The 19,338-nt window shown below is 56.3% G+C and carries 17 protein-coding genes, 1 rRNA gene and 1 pseudogene; 15 read left to right on the top strand and 4 right to left on the bottom strand.

Annotation, left to right across the window (positions count from 1 at the left end):
* The first annotated feature begins 359 nt into the window (after nt 1-359).
* Together F591_RS28525 and gcvH are read left to right on the top strand one after the other, a co-directional pair.
* The gene (locus tag F591_RS28525; protein WP_019536268.1) at nt 360-908 is read left to right on the top strand and encodes a peroxiredoxin; all 549 of its coding nucleotides are present in this window, start codon (nt 360-362) and stop codon (nt 906-908) included.
* A 149-nt stretch (nt 909-1,057) separates the two neighbouring features.
* On the top strand, nt 1,058-1,441 hold the full coding sequence (gene gcvH, locus F591_RS0119330) for a glycine cleavage system protein GcvH (protein ID WP_019536267.1): 384 nt from the start codon (nt 1,058-1,060) through the stop codon (nt 1,439-1,441).
* 171 nt (nt 1,442-1,612) lie between these two features.
* Here gcvH and F591_RS0119325 read toward each other — a convergent pair whose 3' ends face one another.
* The gene (locus F591_RS0119325; protein ID WP_019536266.1) at nt 1,613-3,583 is read right to left on the bottom strand and encodes a glycoside hydrolase family 15 protein; all 1,971 of its coding nucleotides are present in this window, start codon (nt 3,581-3,583) and stop codon (nt 1,613-1,615) included.
* Between the two features lie 235 nt (nt 3,584-3,818).
* A complete protein-coding gene (locus F591_RS28520) occupies nt 3,819-4,094 on the bottom strand; it encodes a KTSC domain-containing protein (RefSeq protein WP_019536265.1) in 276 nt (91 codons plus the stop codon).
* 531 nt (nt 4,095-4,625) lie between these two features.
* Here F591_RS28520 and F591_RS0119315 point away from each other — a divergent pair.
* The 7 genes from F591_RS0119315 (at nt 4,626) to F591_RS0119280 (ending at nt 14,124) form a co-directional block, all read left to right on the top strand.
* Entirely contained in the window at nt 4,626-5,048 is a 423-nt protein-coding gene (locus tag F591_RS0119315) for a hypothetical protein (RefSeq protein ID WP_026326740.1), read from the top strand.
* Between the two features lie 296 nt (nt 5,049-5,344).
* Nucleotides 5,345-6,124, top strand: coding sequence for an RNA polymerase sigma factor SigI (gene sigI / locus F591_RS0119310; protein ID WP_026326739.1), 780 nt, complete (start codon nt 5,345-5,347; stop codon nt 6,122-6,124).
* Nucleotides 6,125-6,152: 28 nt separating this feature from the next.
* Nucleotides 6,153-8,036 (top strand): anti-sigma-I factor RsgI family protein, encoded by a 1,884-nt coding sequence (locus tag F591_RS29690; RefSeq protein WP_019536262.1) that lies wholly within the window; start codon nt 6,153-6,155, stop codon nt 8,034-8,036.
* A gap of 304 nt (nt 8,037-8,340) precedes the next feature.
* Complete coding sequence (locus tag F591_RS0119300) at nt 8,341-9,357, top strand: aldo/keto reductase (protein WP_019536261.1); 1,017 nt, start codon at nt 8,341-8,343, stop codon at nt 9,355-9,357.
* Between the two features lie 381 nt (nt 9,358-9,738).
* Entirely contained in the window at nt 9,739-11,943 is a 2,205-nt protein-coding gene (locus tag F591_RS28510; protein ID WP_019536259.1) for a PAS domain-containing protein, read from the top strand.
* A gap of 88 nt (nt 11,944-12,031) precedes the next feature.
* Complete coding sequence (locus F591_RS0119285; RefSeq protein ID WP_019536258.1) at nt 12,032-12,610, top strand: sulfite oxidase-like oxidoreductase; 579 nt, start codon at nt 12,032-12,034, stop codon at nt 12,608-12,610.
* Nucleotides 12,611-12,939: 329 nt separating this feature from the next.
* Nucleotides 12,940-14,124, top strand: a complete 1,185-nt coding sequence (locus F591_RS0119280; RefSeq protein ID WP_019536257.1) for a DUF4272 domain-containing protein — start codon at nt 12,940-12,942, stop codon at nt 14,122-14,124.
* Between the two features lie 266 nt (nt 14,125-14,390).
* Here the strand turns inward: F591_RS0119280 and F591_RS0119275 are convergent, their stop codons facing one another.
* Nucleotides 14,391-14,573, bottom strand: a complete 183-nt coding sequence (locus F591_RS0119275; protein WP_019536256.1) for a hypothetical protein — start codon at nt 14,571-14,573, stop codon at nt 14,391-14,393.
* Between the two features lie 182 nt (nt 14,574-14,755).
* Between F591_RS0119275 and F591_RS0119270 the strand changes: the two genes are divergently transcribed.
* From F591_RS0119270 to F591_RS0119255, 5 genes and pseudogenes are all read left to right on the top strand, one after another.
* Nucleotides 14,756-15,307: a glycerol-3-phosphate responsive antiterminator gene (locus F591_RS0119270; protein WP_019536255.1), complete on the top strand. Its 552-nt coding sequence runs from the start codon at nt 14,756-14,758 to the stop codon at nt 15,305-15,307.
* Between the two features lie 235 nt (nt 15,308-15,542).
* Entirely contained in the window at nt 15,543-15,797 is a 255-nt protein-coding gene (locus F591_RS0119265; protein ID WP_019536254.1) for an HAD family hydrolase, read from the top strand.
* Nucleotides 15,763-16,131 (top strand): annotated as a pseudogene (locus tag F591_RS31600) (hypothetical protein); the annotation flags it as partial. The gene F591_RS0119265 and the pseudogene F591_RS31600, both read left to right, overlap by 35 nt.
* Before the next feature lie 76 nt (nt 16,132-16,207).
* On the top strand, nt 16,208-16,375 hold the full coding sequence (locus F591_RS33620) for an HAD hydrolase family protein (RefSeq protein WP_083935559.1): 168 nt from the start codon (nt 16,208-16,210) through the stop codon (nt 16,373-16,375).
* Between the two features lie 216 nt (nt 16,376-16,591).
* Entirely contained in the window at nt 16,592-17,464 is an 873-nt protein-coding gene (locus F591_RS0119255; RefSeq protein WP_019536252.1) for a pentapeptide repeat-containing protein, read from the top strand.
* Nucleotides 17,465-17,506: 42 nt separating this feature from the next.
* On the opposite strand, the gene F591_RS0119250 is transcribed toward F591_RS0119255, so the two are convergent.
* On the bottom strand, nt 17,507-18,190 hold the full coding sequence (locus F591_RS0119250; protein ID WP_019536251.1) for a class I SAM-dependent methyltransferase: 684 nt from the start codon (nt 18,188-18,190) through the stop codon (nt 17,507-17,509).
* Between the two features lie 892 nt (nt 18,191-19,082).
* Here F591_RS0119250 and F591_RS0119240 point away from each other — a divergent pair.
* A 16S ribosomal RNA gene (locus F591_RS0119240) occupies nt 19,083-19,338 on the top strand; the annotation flags it as partial.

The following is a 19,338-nucleotide window of genomic DNA, read 5'->3' as shown; positions in this document are numbered from 1 at the left end:
ACGCTAACCTTTCCTGGGAGTTTTTTAATGAGCTTTGCACGGTTTTGTCTAAAATGTTACAATTAATATTAATTATAAAAAAATAATTATTATAATCTTGACTTTGTTTTGGGCGAATGTTACCATGAAAAATGTAAGCAATAGCTAGGTTTTCTGGAAAATTGCCGGTAATGAGCGGCGGTTTTCATCCATAGCAAACGGCGACCGATGACGAAAGAATCGCTCGTCATAGGCGTCCCCCTTGAAAATTCAGCGGCATCCACACGTTGAATTTTCGAGTACCGCAGGTGACGACCGATGACGAAAGAATCGCTCGTCATAGGCGTCTATTTTCACAATAATAAGGAGGAATTTTAACCATGACAGAACGTTTGGTAGGCAAACCGGCACCGGATTTCACCATGCAAACCGCGCTGGGCGACGGTCAGGAATTCGGCAAAGTTTCTTTGTCCGATTACAAAGGCAAATGGCTCGTGCTGTTCTTCTATCCGCTGGACTTTACCTTCGTATGCCCGACGGAAATTACCGCTCTGAGCGAAGCTTACAGCGAATTCAAAGAAAGAAACTGCGAAGTGCTGGGCGTATCTACGGACAGCATCCATTCCCACCGCGCCTGGATCAATACGCCGGTTGACCAGAACGGTCTTGGCAAGCTGAACTTCCCGCTGGCTTCCGACATCACGAAGACGGTAGCCCGCGATTATGGTGTCCTGATTGAGGAAGAAGGCATCGCGCTGCGCGGCCTGTTCATCATCAACCCGGAAGGCGAGCTGCAGTACCAAGTCGTGCACCACAACAACGTGGGACGCAGCGTGGAAGAAACGCTCCGCGTGCTCGAAGCTCTGCAATCCGGCGGCCTGTGCCCGATCGGCTGGAAGAAAGGCGACAAGCACCTGGTTGCGAAGTAATCCGGCTTATATCGATTCAACCGCCCCTCAGCCTGTCCTTGCGGCAGGCTTGAGGGTTTTTACATATTGCACGCACTTCGCCATATTGGCGGGGGGCGCCCGTGAATTTGGAGATGCACCGTGCATTTGGAAAGGAGAACAGCCCAGGGATGGAAGTGCCAAGCGAGCTGTTATACAGCGAGAATCATGAGTGGGTTCGTGTGGAAGGCAATCGCGCCGTTATCGGGGTGACGGATTTCGCCCAGATGGAATTCGGCACGATCGTCTTCGTCGAGCTTCCCGAGGAGGGAGACGAGCTGCAGGCCGGCGAGCCCTTCGGCAGCATGGAATCGGTGAAGACCGTCACCGAGATGTATGCGCCGGTATCCGGCAAGGTCGTGAGCGTCAACCGCCAACTGGCCAGCAATCCCGGGGAGATCAATATGTCGCCGTACGGGCAAGGCTGGATGATCGCGGTCGAGCTGAGCGACGGCAAGGAGCTGGAGCGGCTCTGGGACAGCGACAAATACAAGCAAACCTACGCGCAGGAATGAAGCGGCCCGCATGAGGCCGTTTTTTTGCATATCGGCGGCGGAACAGGCGCCTCTTGCCCGGGATCGCTGCCGATGGGATCGCAAACAAGCTGACGCTTGGCGGCTTCAAGCGCCCGTTTCCGGAGCGGGGCGCGGATTCGGCCCCTCATCCGGTCAGCGCAGGCCGGGACTTTAGCCTTGCGCTCCGGCCAGCGCCTGATACTTTTCTGCATATTTAACGACCGTAAGCACGTAGGTCGCATGCGACCAGGTGAGCGGCGCGACGGAGACGGGGCTGCCGTTGAACGGATCGAGCTGCTCGGGCAAAATGCCGCTTTCCATCGCGTGGCTGACGACCCATTCCAGCGTGCGCCGCGGTGATTCGAGGTCGGCGAGCGTCTTGGCGCAAGCGATCTCCCATTCGGCAATCCACAGCGTGCAGATGATCCACGGATTGCCGGGCACTGTGGCGATATCGGTGGAACGCTGGAAGTAGAAGTCCTGCTCGTACCGGGCGATGCCGCCGACGCTCGTCTTGACCGCAAGCCCGGCCCGGTTCGCCTGCATCGTCCGGACGACGCGTTCGTCATCAGCCGGCAGGACGCCGAATTCGAAGATGCCGTATACGCTGCTCTCCAGCGTTTTGTCCTTGATCCAGACGCCGTTGGCCCGGTACAGCCCGCGAATGAAGCGCCCTTCCTCTTCATCCCACAGATGCTTCAGAATGCCGGATTTAATCCGCTCGGCTGTATGGCGGTATCGGCTCGATCGTTCCTCGTCGCCGAACAGATTGCAGAAGCCTGCCGCCGCAACCAGGCCGCCGTACACCGCCGCCGCAGTGAACGTATAGATGCCGCAGCGTTCCTCCCACAAATCATAGCTGGGCTTGGGCAAATTCAGCTCCGCTTCGATGTATCTGTGCAGGAATCGCGCGGCCCTGCGGATGAGCGTCTGGTATAGCGATTGGGCCAGCTCGATATCGCCGTGCCGGAGATAGCTTTGCCACAGCGCGAACAGCACGAGCGCGGTCTCGTCCTCCTGGATCGGCAGCTGCAGCTCGCCGCCGCTGACGTACGGGTGCCAGCTGGAGCCGACCGTGCCGTCGGGGTTGTATTTATGATGCAGATACCCTTCCGGCGAGAGCGCATCGGCGCAAAATTGAAAGAACGGCTCGATCATGCCCTGATAGCCGGCCAGCGACATGGCGTAGGCGATCAACGCCCCGTCCCGCGGCCACATATAGCTGTAATGATCGCGGTTGGACTGCATGATGTCGGAATCGTTGGCGGCGATGATGGCGCCGTTCACATCCGTCTGCGTCCGCACGATGAGCAGGCTTTGCTTATACAGGCGCACGCAGTCGTCGTTCAGATCGGCGAACGCCATATTTTCTTTGTTGACCCAGCGCTGCCAATAAATTTGCACCCTGTCCAGCAGCTTGCCGGGATGGCTCTCCTTCACGTAATTGTCCAGCTTCTTGACTTCCTCCAGGTTTTTGCCTGCCGTCATCCAGTAATACAGCGTCTCGCTCGTATTTGGCGGCAAATGAACGCGCAGGCTGACCGTGCTGTCGACCGAGCCCTGGGCGATCGGATTGCCCGACAAGTGTCCGTCCTCCGCGTCGCGCCAAGTGCCTTCGGCATTGTAGAACCGCTTGATCCCGGTCGTGTATTGATCAAGCCCTTCGCTGCCGGCCAGGCCGTTAAACATGAAGTAGCGGTCTTTTTTATAATGAAAAATCGTATGGTTCAGCGGATAATAGGCGGCGGTATCGCCGACCTCGGTTTCGTTAATGAGCAAATCCTGATTGAAAAAGAGGCGCAGCTCGCGCACCGTCTCCCAATGGTTGTGGGCGCGGATTCTCTTCAAATAAATATCTTCGCGCTGATGGACGCCATCGTTGATGGTCAAGGTAATCCCCAGATGATAGTGCGATGCGATGACTTCGGTGACGAGCGAATCGCGGATATAGGATGCCTGAAAGCTCCATTCCGGCTCCGCCAGCCAGGAGAAGGCGCCATCCACCCATACGCCGATGCGACACGGGTAACCTCCGACGTGGTTGAGCTGACCGACGTAAGGATAGTACAAATCGCGAATGCATGTTGAGCGGTCCAGATTGATCAAAAACTTGCCGTTGCCGATAACTAGCGGTCTAGGCAATCCTCCCACCTCCTTATCCCCGCATCGAGACGGTTTATTTCCTCGGCTTTTCCTCCCCGAAAACGGCGAGCGGGCTGCCCGCCCGGTATGCGCCGCCACGAGAGCGGCTAAAGCGCGCCTGTTCTATGAAGCTGCGATGGCTGCGGCCGGGTTTGGCCCAACCGCTGCTCGCGTCAGGCGAAGCTCCGGGTGAATCGGAGGCTAGCCGGTGCAGGGGCTGCGCCGGATTCGCCCGCTACGTCCGGGATGCAGCGGGATGCGCGGCTGCGGCGACCGTGGGCATCGCTTCTGACGCTTCCGCTGCTTCCGCCGCTTCCGCCGTCTGCGCATCCGCCAGCCGCACGAGCATGTCGTATGCGTTGGAAGAAGCCAGCAGCGACTGGAATTGCTCCGGAGGAATGCCGCTATAGGTGCGGACCTGCCCCGTATGGTACAAAATATGCATTTGCGAGGACCGCTCGTCGTACCCGATATACGCGATTTGCTTCGAGCCGATCGGCATCAGCTGCATAGACGCTCATCTCTCCTTTGTCTGCGAAGTCGGAAGCAAAAAATCCGTTGGCGCGAATGATCGTGCGGGCCACCGGCAACGGATTTTTCGTCGATACCACACATATATGCTTTCAAGGCGCCGTTTAGAATGCGTCCATGTGGCAAATATCGGCTCTTTCGACGGCCGAATAAGACAGGTTCGGGTAGATGGTAACATTTACATACCGCTTTTCGGGACGAAAAAAAAGGGAATTTGCCGATCCGGGTCGAATGAGAAAAAGCGGCCTGTGGCGCAACTTTTAACCGTTTCCAGGCGTATAAGACGACAACGAGCAACCATGCTGCAGCGTCCTGAACGTCTCGGCCGACGCCGGAAGGGAAGAGCCGTACAGGACAAATCGTAACCGATTCATGTATAATGTATGGCTAGACAACCGATGACGAATGGATTCGTCGTCGGCCGTCACCTTCGGTCCGCTTGAAATCTTGCCGGCGATCGCCGCCAAATGTTCGAGCAGGGACCAATGTTTAATCACGGGAGGCGAGACCGATGAGCTTTTGCTGCGGTGCCAGCATGATTGGGACGAAAGGAACACTCAGACATATCCGTACGCAAATTCATAACGTGCCTCTGCTTTTCTGCCCCGTTTGTCACCGGGTGGAGGTACACCATCAGGTTGAGAATGAATACGAGATATTGGCCGAGTACGCTCACGGCGACGGAGCGTCCGAGGTCGATTTTAGCGATTATGTTGAACATGGTAAGGCAAGCGAAATGTTCGAGAATTGCGTGAATCACGAGGAGGAAGATCCGCTCGATATCGTACGCAGCCAGATTGACATGGCGCTCGATTTGCTGACGATCGCCAAGGACATCGGCGATGCGGAATGGGAAGCGCAGCTGAAGAAGCGTCTGAACGTTCTGAGCGCGCGGCGTACGAAAATGAAAAACAGAAAGACGCTGCGCGGCTGAGCTTTCGCTGCAGGCATCTTGTCGGAAGGCACATGGCATGATCTTATTCATCGTCCCTGACGGAGCGTTCCGGGACCTAGGGCAGCGGAAGCAGGCAGGCTGTCGCAATCGGGGAAATGCGGCCCGCTTGTGGGCTGCAGGCCGGCGGCCAGTTGCCCCGCTCTAGGTCGAAGAAAGCCGGAAAGGGACTTTTTTGCGTATGAAGACGATCATGAACAAAAAGCAGGGTACCCGGGGCATACCGGCCCCCGCAATCGATTTGGCCGCAGCGAAAATTGTAGTGTGAGGTGGAGCGATTGCTGCTCGTTTTATTCAGGAAGTTTCTAGGTAAACGTCAGACTCACCACCCGGAATCCTTAGAATCGCAGACGCCTGAACAAATTGTGATTCAAATACAGGAGGGTGATTTACGCCTTCGCAACCAGTTCATCACGGATTATCAGCCGTATGTGGCGAAGGTAACGAGCCGATTCTGCAAACGTTATGTTGACCCGGCGCGGGACGACGAATTCAGCATTGCGCTCGGGGCTTTCAACGAAGCGATCAATCAATATTCGTCTCAGGCGGGACGTTCGTTTCTCGGCTTCGCCGAGCAGGTGATCCGCCGCAGGCTGATCGACTATGTGCGCAAGGAGCAGCGCTTCGCGCAGCAAATTCCTTACAGCACGTTCGATGTGGAGGACGAGGAGGACAATGTCGTCAACCCGGTCGAAATCCACCAGGCGATCGAAAGGTATGAGACGCAAAAAGATATCGAAGAAAGGAGGAGCGAGATTACGGATTTAAACCGGAGCCTCCAGGAGTTCGGCATTCAGTTCTCCGATCTGGTGGACGCGTCGCCGAAGCACGACGATTCGCGGCAAACGCTGTTCGCCATCGCGAAGAAACTGTCAGCCGACCCGGAGCTGATCGGCATTATGCTGACCAAGCGGATGCTGCCGATCAAGGAGCTGCTCGGGCAGGTCGACGTTTCGCGCAAAACGTTGGAAAGAAACCGCAAGTTTATCATAGCGGTTGCGCTAATTTATTATGGGCCTTATCCTTATCTTAAAGATTATTTACAGATTAAGGAATGACGATATATGAGAAGGGGGGGACACGCGCATGAATAAAGGGATTGTCATGGAAATGACGAAAAAAAGCATTATTGTCATGAGGCCGGACGGCACATTCGACCGCTTGCCGCGCAGAAAACGCGAATGCGAAATCGGCGAAGAGATAGAATATGCCGAGCCGCGTTTTCGCTGGAGGACTCCATCCGCTGCCGGCAAATCGGCATTGGTGGCAGCTGTCGTGTTCGGGATGGTGCTGTTCGCCAGCTTAAACGGCAAGCTGTACAGCTCGGATGTTGTCGCTTACATTTCGATGGACATCAATCCGAGCGTCGAGATGGGCATCGATGCTCGCGAGACCGTACTGGAGCTGAAAGGATTGAACGAAGACGGCAGCCGGCTGGTTCAGTCCGTCCATTTCAAGGGCAAGACGCTGGAGGACGTGACGGAGGAGCTGCTGGACCAGGCCGAGCACGGAGTGCTCTCCCAAGGGGAGGCCGAGATCGTGATTGCCAGCACGGTTCTTGAGGAAAGCGAGCATTTCAGCGACTTGCTGATCGCCGAGAAGGTCAAGCAGACGGTGAGCGAGCATATTCAAGAGACCCATCCTGAGCGTGCGGCCGCGTATCAGGTGGCCGTCTTCGCGGCGCCGCAGGAGGTTCGCGAAGCGGCGAAGCAAAACGGCGTGTCCATGGGCAAGTATTCCGTCTATTTAACGGCCAAATCCAACGGAGCGCAAGTGACGCTCGACGAGATCAAGCAGACGTCGGTGCTTCAGCTGACCAAGAATAAGCCGGAAATCGCCAAGCTGATTATGCCGGACAAGACGCCGACCAAGGATCAGATCAGGCAGTGGGTGGAGGAAGAGAAGAACGGCCGTCTCGGCGTATTTGCCGGAGATTCCTCAGGCAATCCGAAGAACCCCACCGACGGTCAAACAGAAAATCCGGACGGGCAAAACGGCGGTTCGGAAGGAAACAATCAGAAGGATGGAGTCGACCAGAAAGGCGAATTGCATAATACGAGCTCCGACAATTCCTCCGATTCGGCGGCAGCCGGGTCGGAGGCGAGCGGCGCCGCCCCGGGCGGCAACGGGCAGCCGGGCGCCACGGAGGACGACAAATCCCGGAGCGGGAACGCTAGGAACAATGACGGCAGGGGCAGTGAGGGTTCGAAAGACGGCGACAATAACGGCAGCGACCGCAAAGGCCGGCCGGCGTCGACTCCATCCGCATGGCGGCAAGACCGCGGCGGTTCTTCCGAACCGAAGCCCGGGATCGTCTTCCCCGGCGCCCTGCGTCCTGCCGCCTTTGGCGATGCCGCCGACATCGCCGGCATCTGGTCGGACAGCCGCGATGGCAAAGCGGGGAGCAAGAAAGACCAGGAGAAGAGCAAGGAAGAGGAAAGACAGCAGAAGGAAGAGCGGAAGCGAAACGAGGCGAGCCTGTTCGGACAATGGCAGAAGCGCAGCGAGGCGAGCCCGCCGGGACTGGCGAAGAAAAGTGCGAATGAAGAGCGCCGGGAAACGGACAAGGAAGTTCATAATAACGGGCAGCAAAGCCGCAAGCCCGGCGAATCGGATCAGAGCGACAAGGAGCGCCGCGGCAAGGAGAGCAAGCTGAATCCGAACGGCCGTCAGGATCATTCCGATTCCGGCATAAGGAATGTCGGCAACCGCGCTAAGGAGGACCAGGGCGGGCAACATCATGACGATAAGAAGCAAGACGACAGGAAAGACGAGAAGATGGGCGGGAAAAACGGCGATAGCCAAAGCGGCGAGTCCGGCCGCAAAGCAGGCGAGCGCGACGAACGCGGAGGCGGCCCGGAGAGCCCGTGGCGAAACGGCGGAACTTGGAGCAATCCGAATGATGCGCCCCGCGGCGGCCATGACGGCAAGTCGGGATCTCGCGATGGGATCGAAGCGGCTGCGGCTTAACGTTGATTGACCTATCCGACCGTTCGCTGAAGAATGCGGCCAGCAGTTGCCGCATTTTTCGTTTTTTTGCGTTCTTTCGCGGTAAATGCCTTGCTGGAAGTGGAAAATCGCCCGGTTTGTTCTGTGCCGGGCGGCCAACCTGTGTTAAAATGGTAAAGGAGCAAAATGCCGTCGGAAATCTTCGGAAGCTTTGCCCGTAAAAGGCATTCGCTTCCCCGCTATGGCGGAAAGAGAGCAGCATTAGCAATGATCCATTCGATGAATATTTCATAACCTTAATCATATGCATGGGGAGGCGGCAGACATGCGGTACACGACGTTTGGCAAAACGGGATACAAGGTATCCTCTCTTGGTTTCGGGGCGATGAATCTTCCGGGAGTGCCCCTGGAGCAGGCGCGCGATGCGCTGAACTACGCACTCGACCAAGGCATCAATTATATCGATACCGCGGCGGGCTATCGCAACAGCGAAGAGATTATCGGGGAATCGATTGCTCATCGGCGGTCGGAATATTTTTTGGCCACCAAGACGAACAAGCGGGACTACAAGTCAGCGAAGGAAGAGATCGAACGCAGTCTGCAGCGGATGAAGACCGATGTGATTGACCTGCTGCAAATTCATTACGTCAACCATGTGCATGAGTTTCAGGCGGCGATGGCCGAGGACGGAGCATACAAGGCTGCGCTGGAGATGAAGGAGAAGGGCTATGTGCGCTTCATCGGCATTACCGGCCATCGGCCCGAGCTGCTGGCACGCTGGATCGGCAAGGGTCAGTTCGATCAGGTGCTGTTTCACCTGAACCTGGCTCAGCCCTTCGCGCTGCAGGAGCTGATTCCGGAATGCACGAGGCTGAATCTGGGCAAGGTTGCGATGAAGCCTTTGTCCGGCGGCTTTATACAGCCGGTGGAGAAGGCGCTTCGATATCCTTACAGCCAGGACGTGCATGTGACGATTTCCGGCATGGTCAGCGTCGAGGAAGTCAAGCAAAACATTGCGGCGCAGGAAACCGAGGTCGGAGAGGAAGAGAAGCGCGGGCTGGAGCTGCTCGCAGAGGAGCTGGGCGGCCATAACTGCCGCCGCTGCAACTATTGCAGCTGCCCGCTGGGGATCGCTATTCCCGACGTGATGATCTCCAGCCGCGTGCGCGATACGCTCGGCCTGCTGCCGAAGGGCCAAGGATTTTATGAACGGATGAAGGAGAAAATTACCTCCTGTGCGGATTACGAGCCCTGTAAGGAGAAGCCACTCTGCGAGGAGAAATGCCCGTACCATCTTCCGATGCAGGCGACGATACAGAAAGCGGCAATGGCTTACGCCTAGCCGCTGGCGTACCTCGGGATTTAAGGAAGCTTCACGGCTGTCGGCAGCGGCGCGGCGTCTCGCAGCTGCGGGGCGGCAAGCTTAATGCAGGCGGGCCGCGCTTCGGCCGCTTTGCCGTCAGCCCCCTGGGGCGTCTGGATACAGGCTTTGCCCCCGGTTGCGGGAGGAACGGGACGAGGCGAAGAGCGGCGCCATGACGCGCCGCTGGCTTGTTGGTTGTGCAAGGAGCATACATAATTCGGCCGGCCGCGGATCTGCACAGCTGTCAATCTGCGGCCGCTGCTTGGACCGGAGCAAGGCGCGCGGATGCCGGCATCTCGGTCTTGGGTAACGGGAGCGGGCTTGCTGCGGAAGCTTTGGTACAGGAGGTGCCAGTTCAAGATGAAGCGCAAAAGCTTATACGAAATCAGTTTCGACTACGCTCCCATCGGCATTTCGATCGTTTCGCCTAATGGCGAATTCCTGCAAGTGAATCCGGCGGTCAGCCGCATGCTCGGTTATTCCGAAGAAGAATTGCTGGGCGCAAACTTCCGGGATATTACGTACCCTGCGGATGTGGAATTGAACGAGTTTCATCTGCAAAGATTGCTTTCAGGCGCGGTGCCTTCTGTACAGTTTGAGAAGCGATATATTCACAAGCAAGGCCACCCGGTCTGGGTGTCTTTGCAAGTCTCGCTCGTTTCGGACGAAGCGGGCAAGCCGCAGTATATTGCTGCGCATATCATCGACATTACCGACCGCAAGCATGCGGAGGATCAGATGCTGGAGGCGCGGGCGATGTACTCGCTGATTGCGAGCCATTCCCAGGATATTATTTTCTACAGCTCCGAAAACGGAATTTGCCACTACATCTCGCCGGCGGTCGAGGCGCTGCTCGGCTACGAGCCGGAGTCGCTGATCGGCAGGCCCATCCAGCATCTGTACCATCCGGATGAAGTCGAGTGGATGATGTCCGGCTTTCAGCAGGAATTTAAAGCGGTTAGCCACCGTTTTCGTCATCGGGACGGCCATTTCGTCTGGTTCGAGACGACGATCAACAGCACCCGCGGCGAATGGGACGGCGTCAAGCGGTACATCGGCATCAGCCGCGACATTACCGAACGCCATCATGCCGAGCAGGCGCTGCGCAGGAGCGAGAACAATCTGGCTCAAGCCCAGCGGATCGCCTCAATCGGAAGCTGGGAATGGGATGCGGAGGAGCGAAGTCTGGTATGGTCCGACGAGATGTACCGTATTTTCGGCGTCGATCCGGTCGGCTTCCGCCCTTCGTTCGAGCAGCACTTGCTCCCGTTCATCCATCCGGACGATCGGGACGCGTTTCGCCGCGGCTGGGAAGAAGCGCTGGAGAAAGGGGAGTTTCAGTGCGAGTGCCGGGTGCTCCCGCAGGAAGGCATGGGCAAATATGTCCGCATCCAGGGCGAAGCGAGCTTGAATCGGGTGGGTCGGCCCGTGAAGCTGAACGGCACCGTTCAGGACATCACCTCCCACAAGTGGATTACGATGATGCTGGAGGAAAGCGTAGACCGGTATAATTCGTTGAAGAAATACAATATGGACGCTATCGTTTCGATCAGTCTGGAAGGCATCGTCACCTCGGTGAACCCTGCGGCCGAGAGAATCTCCGGCTACTCCGCCGAGGAGCTGATCGGCATTCATTACTCGGGGCTGATCCACGAGGAGGATCTCGAGAGGACGAACGGGCTGTTCCGGACGGCTGTCCGCAGCGAACTTACGGCGAGCGCCGAGCTGCGCATTCGCCATAAGCTGGGACATACCGTCGAACTGCTTGTGACCCCCGCCCCGATCTATGTCAGCAAGCGGATGATCGGCTATTACATTATGGCCAAGGATATTACCGACCAGAAGAAAAAAGACGAGCTCCTGCGCAAATCCGAAAAGCTGTCAATCGCCGGGCAGCTTGCCGCGGGCATCGCCCACGAGATTCGCAATCCGCTGACGGCGCTCAAGGGCTTCGTGCAGCTGATGGCCCACTCCTCGCAATATGCAGACAAATATTTGCCGATCATGAGGGAGGAGCTGGAGCGAATCGAAATGATCGTCAGCGAGCTGCTCATGCTCGCCAAGCCGCAGGACGCGCTGCTCCGGGAAGTCGATCTTGCGCATTTGCTGGAGGACGTCGTGACATTGATGGGGGCGGAGGCCCATCTGCAAGGCATCGAGCTCAAGCTCGTCCCGCTGTCTGGCCGCATTGCCGTTCGCTGCGATGCGAACCAGCTGAAGCAGGTGTTCATCAATTTTATCAAAAATGCCGTCGAAGCGATGCCGGACGGCGGGACGATCCGCATCGAAACGGAGCGGGCCCCGGAGCAGACGGCCATTGTGCGGCTGATCGACCAGGGCTGCGGCATTCCGGAGGAAAAGCTGCGGCAGATCGGTGAGCCGTTCTTTACGACGAAAGAGACGGGGACCGGGCTCGGCATGATGGTCAGCCAAAAAATCGTCGAACACCACGGAGGGCGCGTCGAAATCGAGAGCGAGGTCGGCGTCGGCACTACCGTGATGGTGCTGCTGCCTGCGGAGCCGGATAAGACGGAACAGGCGGTGATGGCAGAATTGCGCGGCTGATGGGGTATAATCATAACATACGGAATGGGACTGCCGACCGTATCATGCTCGTCACGCGGCAGCGGTTCCTGAATGAGGAGGTACATTCATGACGGAATTGACCAAGGATAGGGTGCCGCCGGGACAAACGTTAACGCAGGGCTTTCCCGTGCTCCATTACGGCGACGTGCCTTACTACCGGGATATGAGCAAGTGGGATTTGCGCCTCTTCGGCCTTGTCGAAGAAGAGGTGACCTTAAGCTACAGCGAGTTCATGGCTTTGCCGCGGCGGGAATTCCGCAACGATATTCATTGCGTTACCACCTGGTCCAAGCTGGATAACGTCTGGGAAGGGGTGGCGGTGTCCACGCTGCTGGAGCGCGTCAGGCTGAAGCCGGAAGCCCGATATGTCATGCTTCATGCGGAGCAGGGCTGGACGACCAATCTGCCGCTGGAAGATTTCATGCGGGAGACGACGTTTCTCGCCATTAAACATAACGGAGAACTGCTCACGCCGGAGCACGGCTATCCCGTCCGGGCGGTCGTTCCCCATCTGTATTTCTGGAAAAGCGCCAAATGGCTGCGCGGCATCGAGTTTATGGCGAAGGACAAGCCGGGATTTTGGGAGCGCAACGGCTATCACATGTACGGCGATCCGTGGCGCGAGCAGAGGTACGATTTCGACTGAGTTTTGAAGCGTCGAATTGGCCGGGGCGGTTTAGCCGCCCCATTTTGCATGCCAGCCGGATCGGCGGCATAGTAGTAGACTCTCGAATGATGCGGGGGACGGATCATGAGATACAGGCTCTGCGATAATTGCCCGGTGCAGTTGCAATAACTGGTAACCGACTTTGCCGGGCTTAAGCAACGGAGTTATCAGGCAGCGGCACCGCTCTGCTTTTTTTAAGACATCTCGCCGGCTTTTCCGTAGAACGCTGCTTCGAGCGGCTGTTGGAGAGCAAAAACCGTTCACACGCTAAACAAGATGGTTCGTCTTCTGAAGGAGGAGCATTCATTTTGCCTTATTTTACGATATTCGCATCGCGCAACGATACCCGGGATATCGGAGGGTTGGTCCGCGAGGTGTTCCGGGAAGGTTATAAAGTAGCTGCCTCGGGCCCCGACGAAACGTTGTTCACAGTTCAGCCGAAGGGCTGGTTCAAAAATAACAAAATCACGATTCGCGTGGTCTCGGAGGATTCCGATCCGGATTATTTTGCAAGCAATATTCCGGGGATGATGGGTTTTTATCAGCGCATCCCTTTCGAGGATGACGATTTGCAGCGCCGCGTGTTGATCCAAATTTCCGTGCTGAATACGATGCTGGCGATCGAAACGGAGAAGGATTACGGACAAGAGGATTGGAACCGTTTTGTGGAACTGGCCGGAAAGATAGACGGCATCGGCTTTATCCAGGACGGTACGCTGCTGGACCGGGACGGGCGGGTCATCGTCTATCCCGACGGAACGTCCGACGCTGCGGATTTCAGCCCGCGAGCCTGCACGCGAAAGATCCGGGGGGAGGATCGTACCACTCCGGAGGGCTGGCAGCGCAAAGAAACAAGCCTCGCCTATCTTAAGGAGAAGCAGGTTCCGTATCTCGAAAGCTTGCCCGAGTTGCCTCCGTTAAGCGAGCTGAAGGTTAGGTCAAGGGAAGAGATCGCCCGCCGGGCAGTCGCCCTGCTGATCGTCATCCAGTATGCGTGCGACGTCGCCCAGGAAGGAGATTTGCCGGCCTCGAAAGCTTTTGTGGCCGACCTGCTGGACAAATTCGGAGTCGCGGATGAATTGACCGGCGATGAGCGGGATTTGCTGGCGCAAGAAGAGCCTTCCCGCCAGGCGGCCATTAACATTGCCTGGCAGTACGAAGCGTATTGGGCGCTCCTCTGGGCGCTCGGGCTGCTGGATTCGCTTGATTTTCCGGACCATACATGCGACTGCGAGTTCGCCATTCAAGCGGTGTCCAGCTGCGACAGCTTTGCGAAGTTTTTGGATCAAACGACGTTGCGGCAACCAGAGAGCATTTTGGATGAGGCCGACAAAATCTACCGTCTGCACTGGGCCTGCGTCAACGACCGGATTCAGGGAAGAGAGCCTGCGGCCGGCCTGAACGAAAGCGTCGTGATGGAGCGGCGCAGAGCGCTGTTCTGGATGATCGGCTACCGGGATGAAGCGTGGGACGACATCCGTATGGATACTTGAATGGGAATGCTTTTGGACCTGTCCTTTGACAGGTCCATTTCGTTATTGCAGGGCCGTCAAGGGAAAGGCGTAACCCGATTTTCATCAAACGAAGCCGACCAGTTGGCATACGCTTCGCAAGTTCCGTTGCTAGTAGAGCAGGTTAATGTGAGCTGAATGCCTGTCACATTCCAACCCCGGGTTCATGGTGCAAAGTCCGTCACATGTCAAAAAGGTTGATTTTCGCCAAAACAACGGCTCCGGCGTCCGTCCGTTTTACGGTTGCATCATCTATACACGTTATTTCTGGATTCTCCTACTAGAATCTGCCTTCCCGAACCCAGTCCCGAACTCTTGATATCCAAAAGATCGTGAATGCAATCCACATCATAAGATACCGCTTCAGACAACCGCTTGGCGAGGGTGGTCTTGCCGCTAGATACAATTCCGCTAATAAGAATTTTATTCATATGGCTCTGCTCCTGATTGAATACTGTCTGCTACAATGCGAGCATAGGTTATATTTTCCAAACAATTAATTGATAAATAGGAAACCCGAAAGAGCCAAGTGCAAAACTTACATAGCCTTTACAATCTCTTAATTTGAAGTTAACAGTCAGGCGCTAGGATAACAGGAGAAGGAGGGGCATCCATGGCTGATTCGGCACAACGCGCATTGCCGCTCATCGCTTCCGTCACTAGGCCTGAGCAAATCGAAGCGGCGCTGAAAAGCAAGGTCGAGCGCGTGAATTTGATGACCGGGAATATTCTGAGCCTCGCTGACATCGTTCGCCAGTTTCAGGAGACGGGCAAACAGGTCTATATACATCTGGAGATGGTCGACGGGATTGGCCGGGACAGTTCTTCTGTTCTTTATTTGGCGCGAACGTTCCATATTCAAGGCATCGTATCCACGAAAAGCGGCGCCATTGCGGCGGCGCGTCAAGCCGGTATCCGTTCGATTCAGCGCATATTCGCCATCGATACGGCGGCAGTGGAAACGGCGGTGAAGATGATCGGCCAGGCTAGACCGGACGAAGTGGAGCTGATGCCGGGTCTGATGCCCCGCGTCATCCGGGATTTGAAGCAGCGCATCGGACAGCCATTGATCGTAGGCGGGTTGATCCGGACCGAGGAAGAAATCCGCACAGCGCTGGCAAGCGGCGCGGATTACGTATCGATCGGCGATAAACAGTTCTGGTAATAACAAATTCATAACCTCATGCGACGGGTGGAGACGTAGAGAAAACCCCAAAGCGCATACTGTTTGCCAAGCGATTTTATGGATGGGAAGCAGTTGCTTTTGGTCGTTTTTTTACGTCTTTTTTGTTTGCTTCTGCGAGGTGATGTTCATTGAGGTAATGAACAGCGCATTTTCGCATCATTACAGCAGCCGCGCCAGTGCATGGCAGGCAGCAGAATAACGGGAGAAGGCTGTCATGAGCGGAATCAAACTCATTGTAAGCGATCTGGACGGCACGCTGCTGCTGTCGCCTGACCATCAGCTTCGGGAAGCCGTGCTTGGCGTCATTCACCGCTTTCAGCTCCGAGGGGGCTATTTCACCATCGCTACGGGACGGCCGCTCCTTACGGCGCGCAGGACGATTGAGCGGCTTGGCATCGAGCTGCCGGTCATTCCGTGCAACGGCGGTCATCGCGGTGAAGGGCAAACCGGCCGAATTCCACGGCATTGACGCATGCGGTTTGGCCGGATTGCTGCGGGACGCGGCCGAAGCGGGGCTGAACGTGCTGCAATTTCGCGGCGATTCGATCGAGGTATTTCGCCGAACGGCGGCCATCGACCAGTTCGAGCATAAGGAAGAGATTGCTTGCCGAGTCGTTGCGCTGGAAGAGGACGTCTGGGCGCAAGGAACGCTGGAGAAGGTCATTTTGCTAGGAGACGTCCGGACGTCGCTCGGCGTCTGGGAGCGCTGGTGCTCCCGGCTCGGGCGGGCGGTCGCGGCTGTGCAGTCCGAGAGCGATTATTTGGAGCTCGTCTCCATTCGGGCCGGCAAGGGCGCAGCGCTCCGGAAGGTGGCCGGCATGCTTGGCGTGAAGTGGCACGAAACGATGGCGATCGGCAATCAGATAGAACGATCTGTCGATGCTGCAGGAGGCCGGAATTGGCGCTGCCGTAGCCAACAGTGCGGAATCGTTGAAGCAGGCGACCGATTACATATGCCGCGCCTCTTACGGGGAAGGCGTGGCTGAGGCAATCAAGGTTTGGGCGCTGGAGGAGAAGCGCATGATTGGACAAGCGACAACCTGGTAAATAACGGTTTAGCTGAGGCGAGGGCGGATGCCCCGCCTTTTTGCGCTTTCATCGTCATAATGGCTTCCATTTACAGCATGAAAATTAACTGCAATAATAAGTGATAGGATTCATTATTCTCGGGATAAAAGAACCTGGTATTGCACGACTTGCCTTTTCGATAGAACGACAGGGGAACACCGCGGCGAAAGCGGAACGGAGATGAGGTGATAAACCATGCTAACCAATGATGCAGGGGGCTCCCCCGCCTTCGGCCGTCCGGCGCTGCAGGCTGACTGCGAGCGCTGCTTCGGCTTGTGCTGTGTCGCGCTGCCTTTCGCGGCGACGGCCGATTTCGCCGTCGATAAAGAAGCGGGCAAGCCCTGCGCCAACCTGCGGCTCGACTTTCGCTGCGGGATTCACGACAGCCTGAGGCAGCAGGGGTTTCGCGGCTGCACCGTGTATGACTGCTTCGGCGCGGGGCAGAAGGTGTCCCAAACGACCTACGGCGGGCGCGACTGGAGACGGAACCCCGCATCTGCGCAGCAAATGTTTGACGTATTTCCGATCATGCGGCAGCTGCATGAGCTGCTTTGGTATTTGCACGAGTCGCTGACGCTGGAGCCGGCCCGGCCGATTCGCAAGGAGCTGCACGCCATGCTTGACGAAACCGAACGGCTTACCGGTCTTGAACCGGACGCCCTTCTGAAGCTGAACATCGCCGCCCACCGGGCCGAGGTGAACAAGCTGCTGCTGCAAGCCAGCGAGCTGACGCGGGAGCAAGCCGTTCGCGCGCTGAAAGGATCTGGCGGCCGCCGAAAAGCCTGCAGCCGCGGCGCAGATCTGATTGGCGCCAAGCTGAAAGGAGCCGATCTCAGAGGGGCCAACCTGCGGGGGGCGTATTTGATAGCCGCCGACTTAAGAGGGGCCGATCTGCGGGCAGCCGATCTGATCGGTGCGGACTTGCGGGATACCGATTTGAGCGGAGCCGATCTTACCGGCGCGATTTTCCTCACGCAATCCCAGGTCAATTCGGCCAAGGGGGATGCGGCGACGCGGCTTCCGCAATCGCTGACCCGCCCGGCGCATTGGACAAGCCGTCCCGGATAAACGGGCGGGAAACCGCCCGGCAGCACCATTTTTGCGTCTTCTCTACTCCTCTTGTTTCCTTCCGAAGAACACGGCGAAATCGAAATATTTGTACATGCAGTCGGCTTCCTGAAAGCCTGCCTGCTCCATCCAGCGGATCTGATCACCCACACGCGCGTTAATATTCAGTTTTCTTCTTTCCACAGACGCTTTGATCGCTTCTTGGGGGAGGCCGCTGCGATGAATGGCTTCCAGCCAGCGCTGTCGGTAATATTGGTCGTTCTGCGGGTGATTTCCCGCCACTTGGTCCGCGTTGACGAACAGGCCTCCGGCTCGCAGCAGCCGATATATTTTGACGAATAAGCGCTGCTTGGCCTCATGGGTCAAATGATGAATCGACAGGGACGAAATGACGATATCGTACGTTGACTCAAACGAGTAATCGGAGTAGTCCGCGATAATGTAGCTGACATTGTTCATCCCTCGGAACCGTTGCTGCGCTTTCTCCAGCATCGCTTCGCTGAAATCGATGAGCGTCAGCTGCGCCTCGGGATACTTGTGAAGCACCAGGCTGGAAAATAATCCGGTGCCGGCTCCCAAATCAAGAATGCAGGGGCGGGATTTTTCGCTCTGCACCAGGGACAGCGCTATCCCGTAAAAATCGTCGAAGCAAGGAATCAAATGTTTTCTTTCCCGGTCGTACTGACTTGCATTGGCGTCAAAAAGCTTTTTTGCCGATACGTCCATACTGTCCTCCTCCTTTGTCGCTCATTGTAAAATTAGTGCATTCATTATTGAAATATATAAAAGTAATAAATTTAATAGGATATATCTATTAATGGTGTATAAAGTGCTGGCCGCATCAGAAAAAAACCCACTGCAGGATCGAAAAGTATAAGTCGGCTACGAATATTTGGGTGGAGGACGGAATTCGCATCGGCTGAACGTCAGGTTCGCTTCCTGGCGTTCATTCTGGTGAAGGAGAATGAACCCTGAGGTTTTCGCTGAAATGTCTAAGGCGCTCTTTTATCATGCGGTAACGGGGGAAGGTTTATTCGCGGACAGGCCGGAGCCAGTCGTGAGAGATAGAGCCGCCCAAGCATCTCAGAACAGTTACACTGCGACATGCTCACAGCACCATCAAGATTTTGCAGAAGGGTTGCATTCCATGCGAAACCGTGATATATTAGTCGAGCTGTCTCTTTCAGATGGCGATACAATTTGATAGACACCAAGTTCGGCACAACAGGTTATAACGTCTGAGTTTAAGGGGAATCCTTATTTTTGGATGGACGAGCCTCTTGCAAACGAACGAGAGATGTGCTATAGTAGGGTTCCTGCCGGAGAGGCGGGAGAAACGTCAGGGCTCAAGAGAGCCTGCCTTCGGTTGTTGGAGCGATCCTGATCGGCTTGATTGCGAGCGACAATTGTGCTAAGTTAGAGCTCCGGCCGTGAGAGCGGCTCGGACAAGCAAGATAACTTGTCCTTTGAAAACTGAACAACGAGCAAGTGTTTGTGCGACTTGAAGCAAGTCAAAGCAATGAGCTGAATCAGCATCCAATCCTCGATTTTGATCGGGGTCCCCGAAAAGGAATCGGAATAAGCTTCGGAGCTATCGGGTCACTTTTTGGGGCAAAATTTATTGGAGAGTTTGATCCTGGCTCAGGACGAACGCTGGCGGCGTGCCTAATACATGCAAGTCGAGCGCTGGATGGTTTCCTTCGGGGAATTATCCGGAGCGGCGGACGGGTGAGTAACACGTAGGCAACCTGCCCGGAAGACCGGGATAACTACCGGAAACGGTAGCTAATACCGGATAGGTGGCTTCTTCGCATGGGGGAGCCAAGAAACGCGGAGCAATCTGCGGCTTACGGATGGGCCTGCGGCGCATTAGC

The sequence above is a fragment of the Paenibacillus ginsengihumi DSM 21568 genome, assembly GCF_000380965.1.
In the GTDB taxonomy this organism is placed as follows: Bacteria; Bacillota; Bacilli; order Paenibacillales; family NBRC-103111; genus Paenibacillus_G; species Paenibacillus_G ginsengihumi.
This window is presented reverse-complemented; position numbering and strand designations above follow the sequence as displayed.

Coding starts and splice junctions, on each gene's coding strand:
- F591_RS28525 (WP_019536268.1), top strand. CDS start 360: ATGACAGAACGTTTGGTAGGCAAACCGGCACCGGATTTCACCATGCAA.
- gcvH (WP_019536267.1), top strand. CDS start 1,058: ATGGAAGTGCCAAGCGAGCTGTTATACAGCGAGAATCATGAGTGGGTT.
- F591_RS28520 (WP_019536265.1), bottom strand. CDS start 4,094: ATGCAGCTGATGCCGATCGGCTCGAAGCAAATCGCGTATATCGGGTAC.
- F591_RS0119315 (WP_026326740.1), top strand. CDS start 4,626: ATGAGCTTTTGCTGCGGTGCCAGCATGATTGGGACGAAAGGAACACTC.
- F591_RS29690 (WP_019536262.1), top strand. CDS start 6,153: ATGAATAAAGGGATTGTCATGGAAATGACGAAAAAAAGCATTATTGTC.
- F591_RS0119300 (WP_019536261.1), top strand. CDS start 8,341: ATGCGGTACACGACGTTTGGCAAAACGGGATACAAGGTATCCTCTCTT.
- F591_RS28510 (WP_019536259.1), top strand. CDS start 9,739: ATGAAGCGCAAAAGCTTATACGAAATCAGTTTCGACTACGCTCCCATC.
- F591_RS0119285 (WP_019536258.1), top strand. CDS start 12,032: ATGACGGAATTGACCAAGGATAGGGTGCCGCCGGGACAAACGTTAACG.
- F591_RS0119275 (WP_019536256.1), bottom strand. CDS start 14,573: ATGAATAAAATTCTTATTAGCGGAATTGTATCTAGCGGCAAGACCACC.
- F591_RS0119270 (WP_019536255.1), top strand. CDS start 14,756: ATGGCTGATTCGGCACAACGCGCATTGCCGCTCATCGCTTCCGTCACT.
- F591_RS0119265 (WP_019536254.1), top strand. CDS start 15,543: ATGAGCGGAATCAAACTCATTGTAAGCGATCTGGACGGCACGCTGCTG.
- F591_RS33620 (WP_083935559.1), top strand. CDS start 16,208: ATGCTGCAGGAGGCCGGAATTGGCGCTGCCGTAGCCAACAGTGCGGAA.
- F591_RS0119255 (WP_019536252.1), top strand. CDS start 16,592: ATGCTAACCAATGATGCAGGGGGCTCCCCCGCCTTCGGCCGTCCGGCG.
- F591_RS0119250 (WP_019536251.1), bottom strand. CDS start 18,190: ATGGACGTATCGGCAAAAAAGCTTTTTGACGCCAATGCAAGTCAGTAC.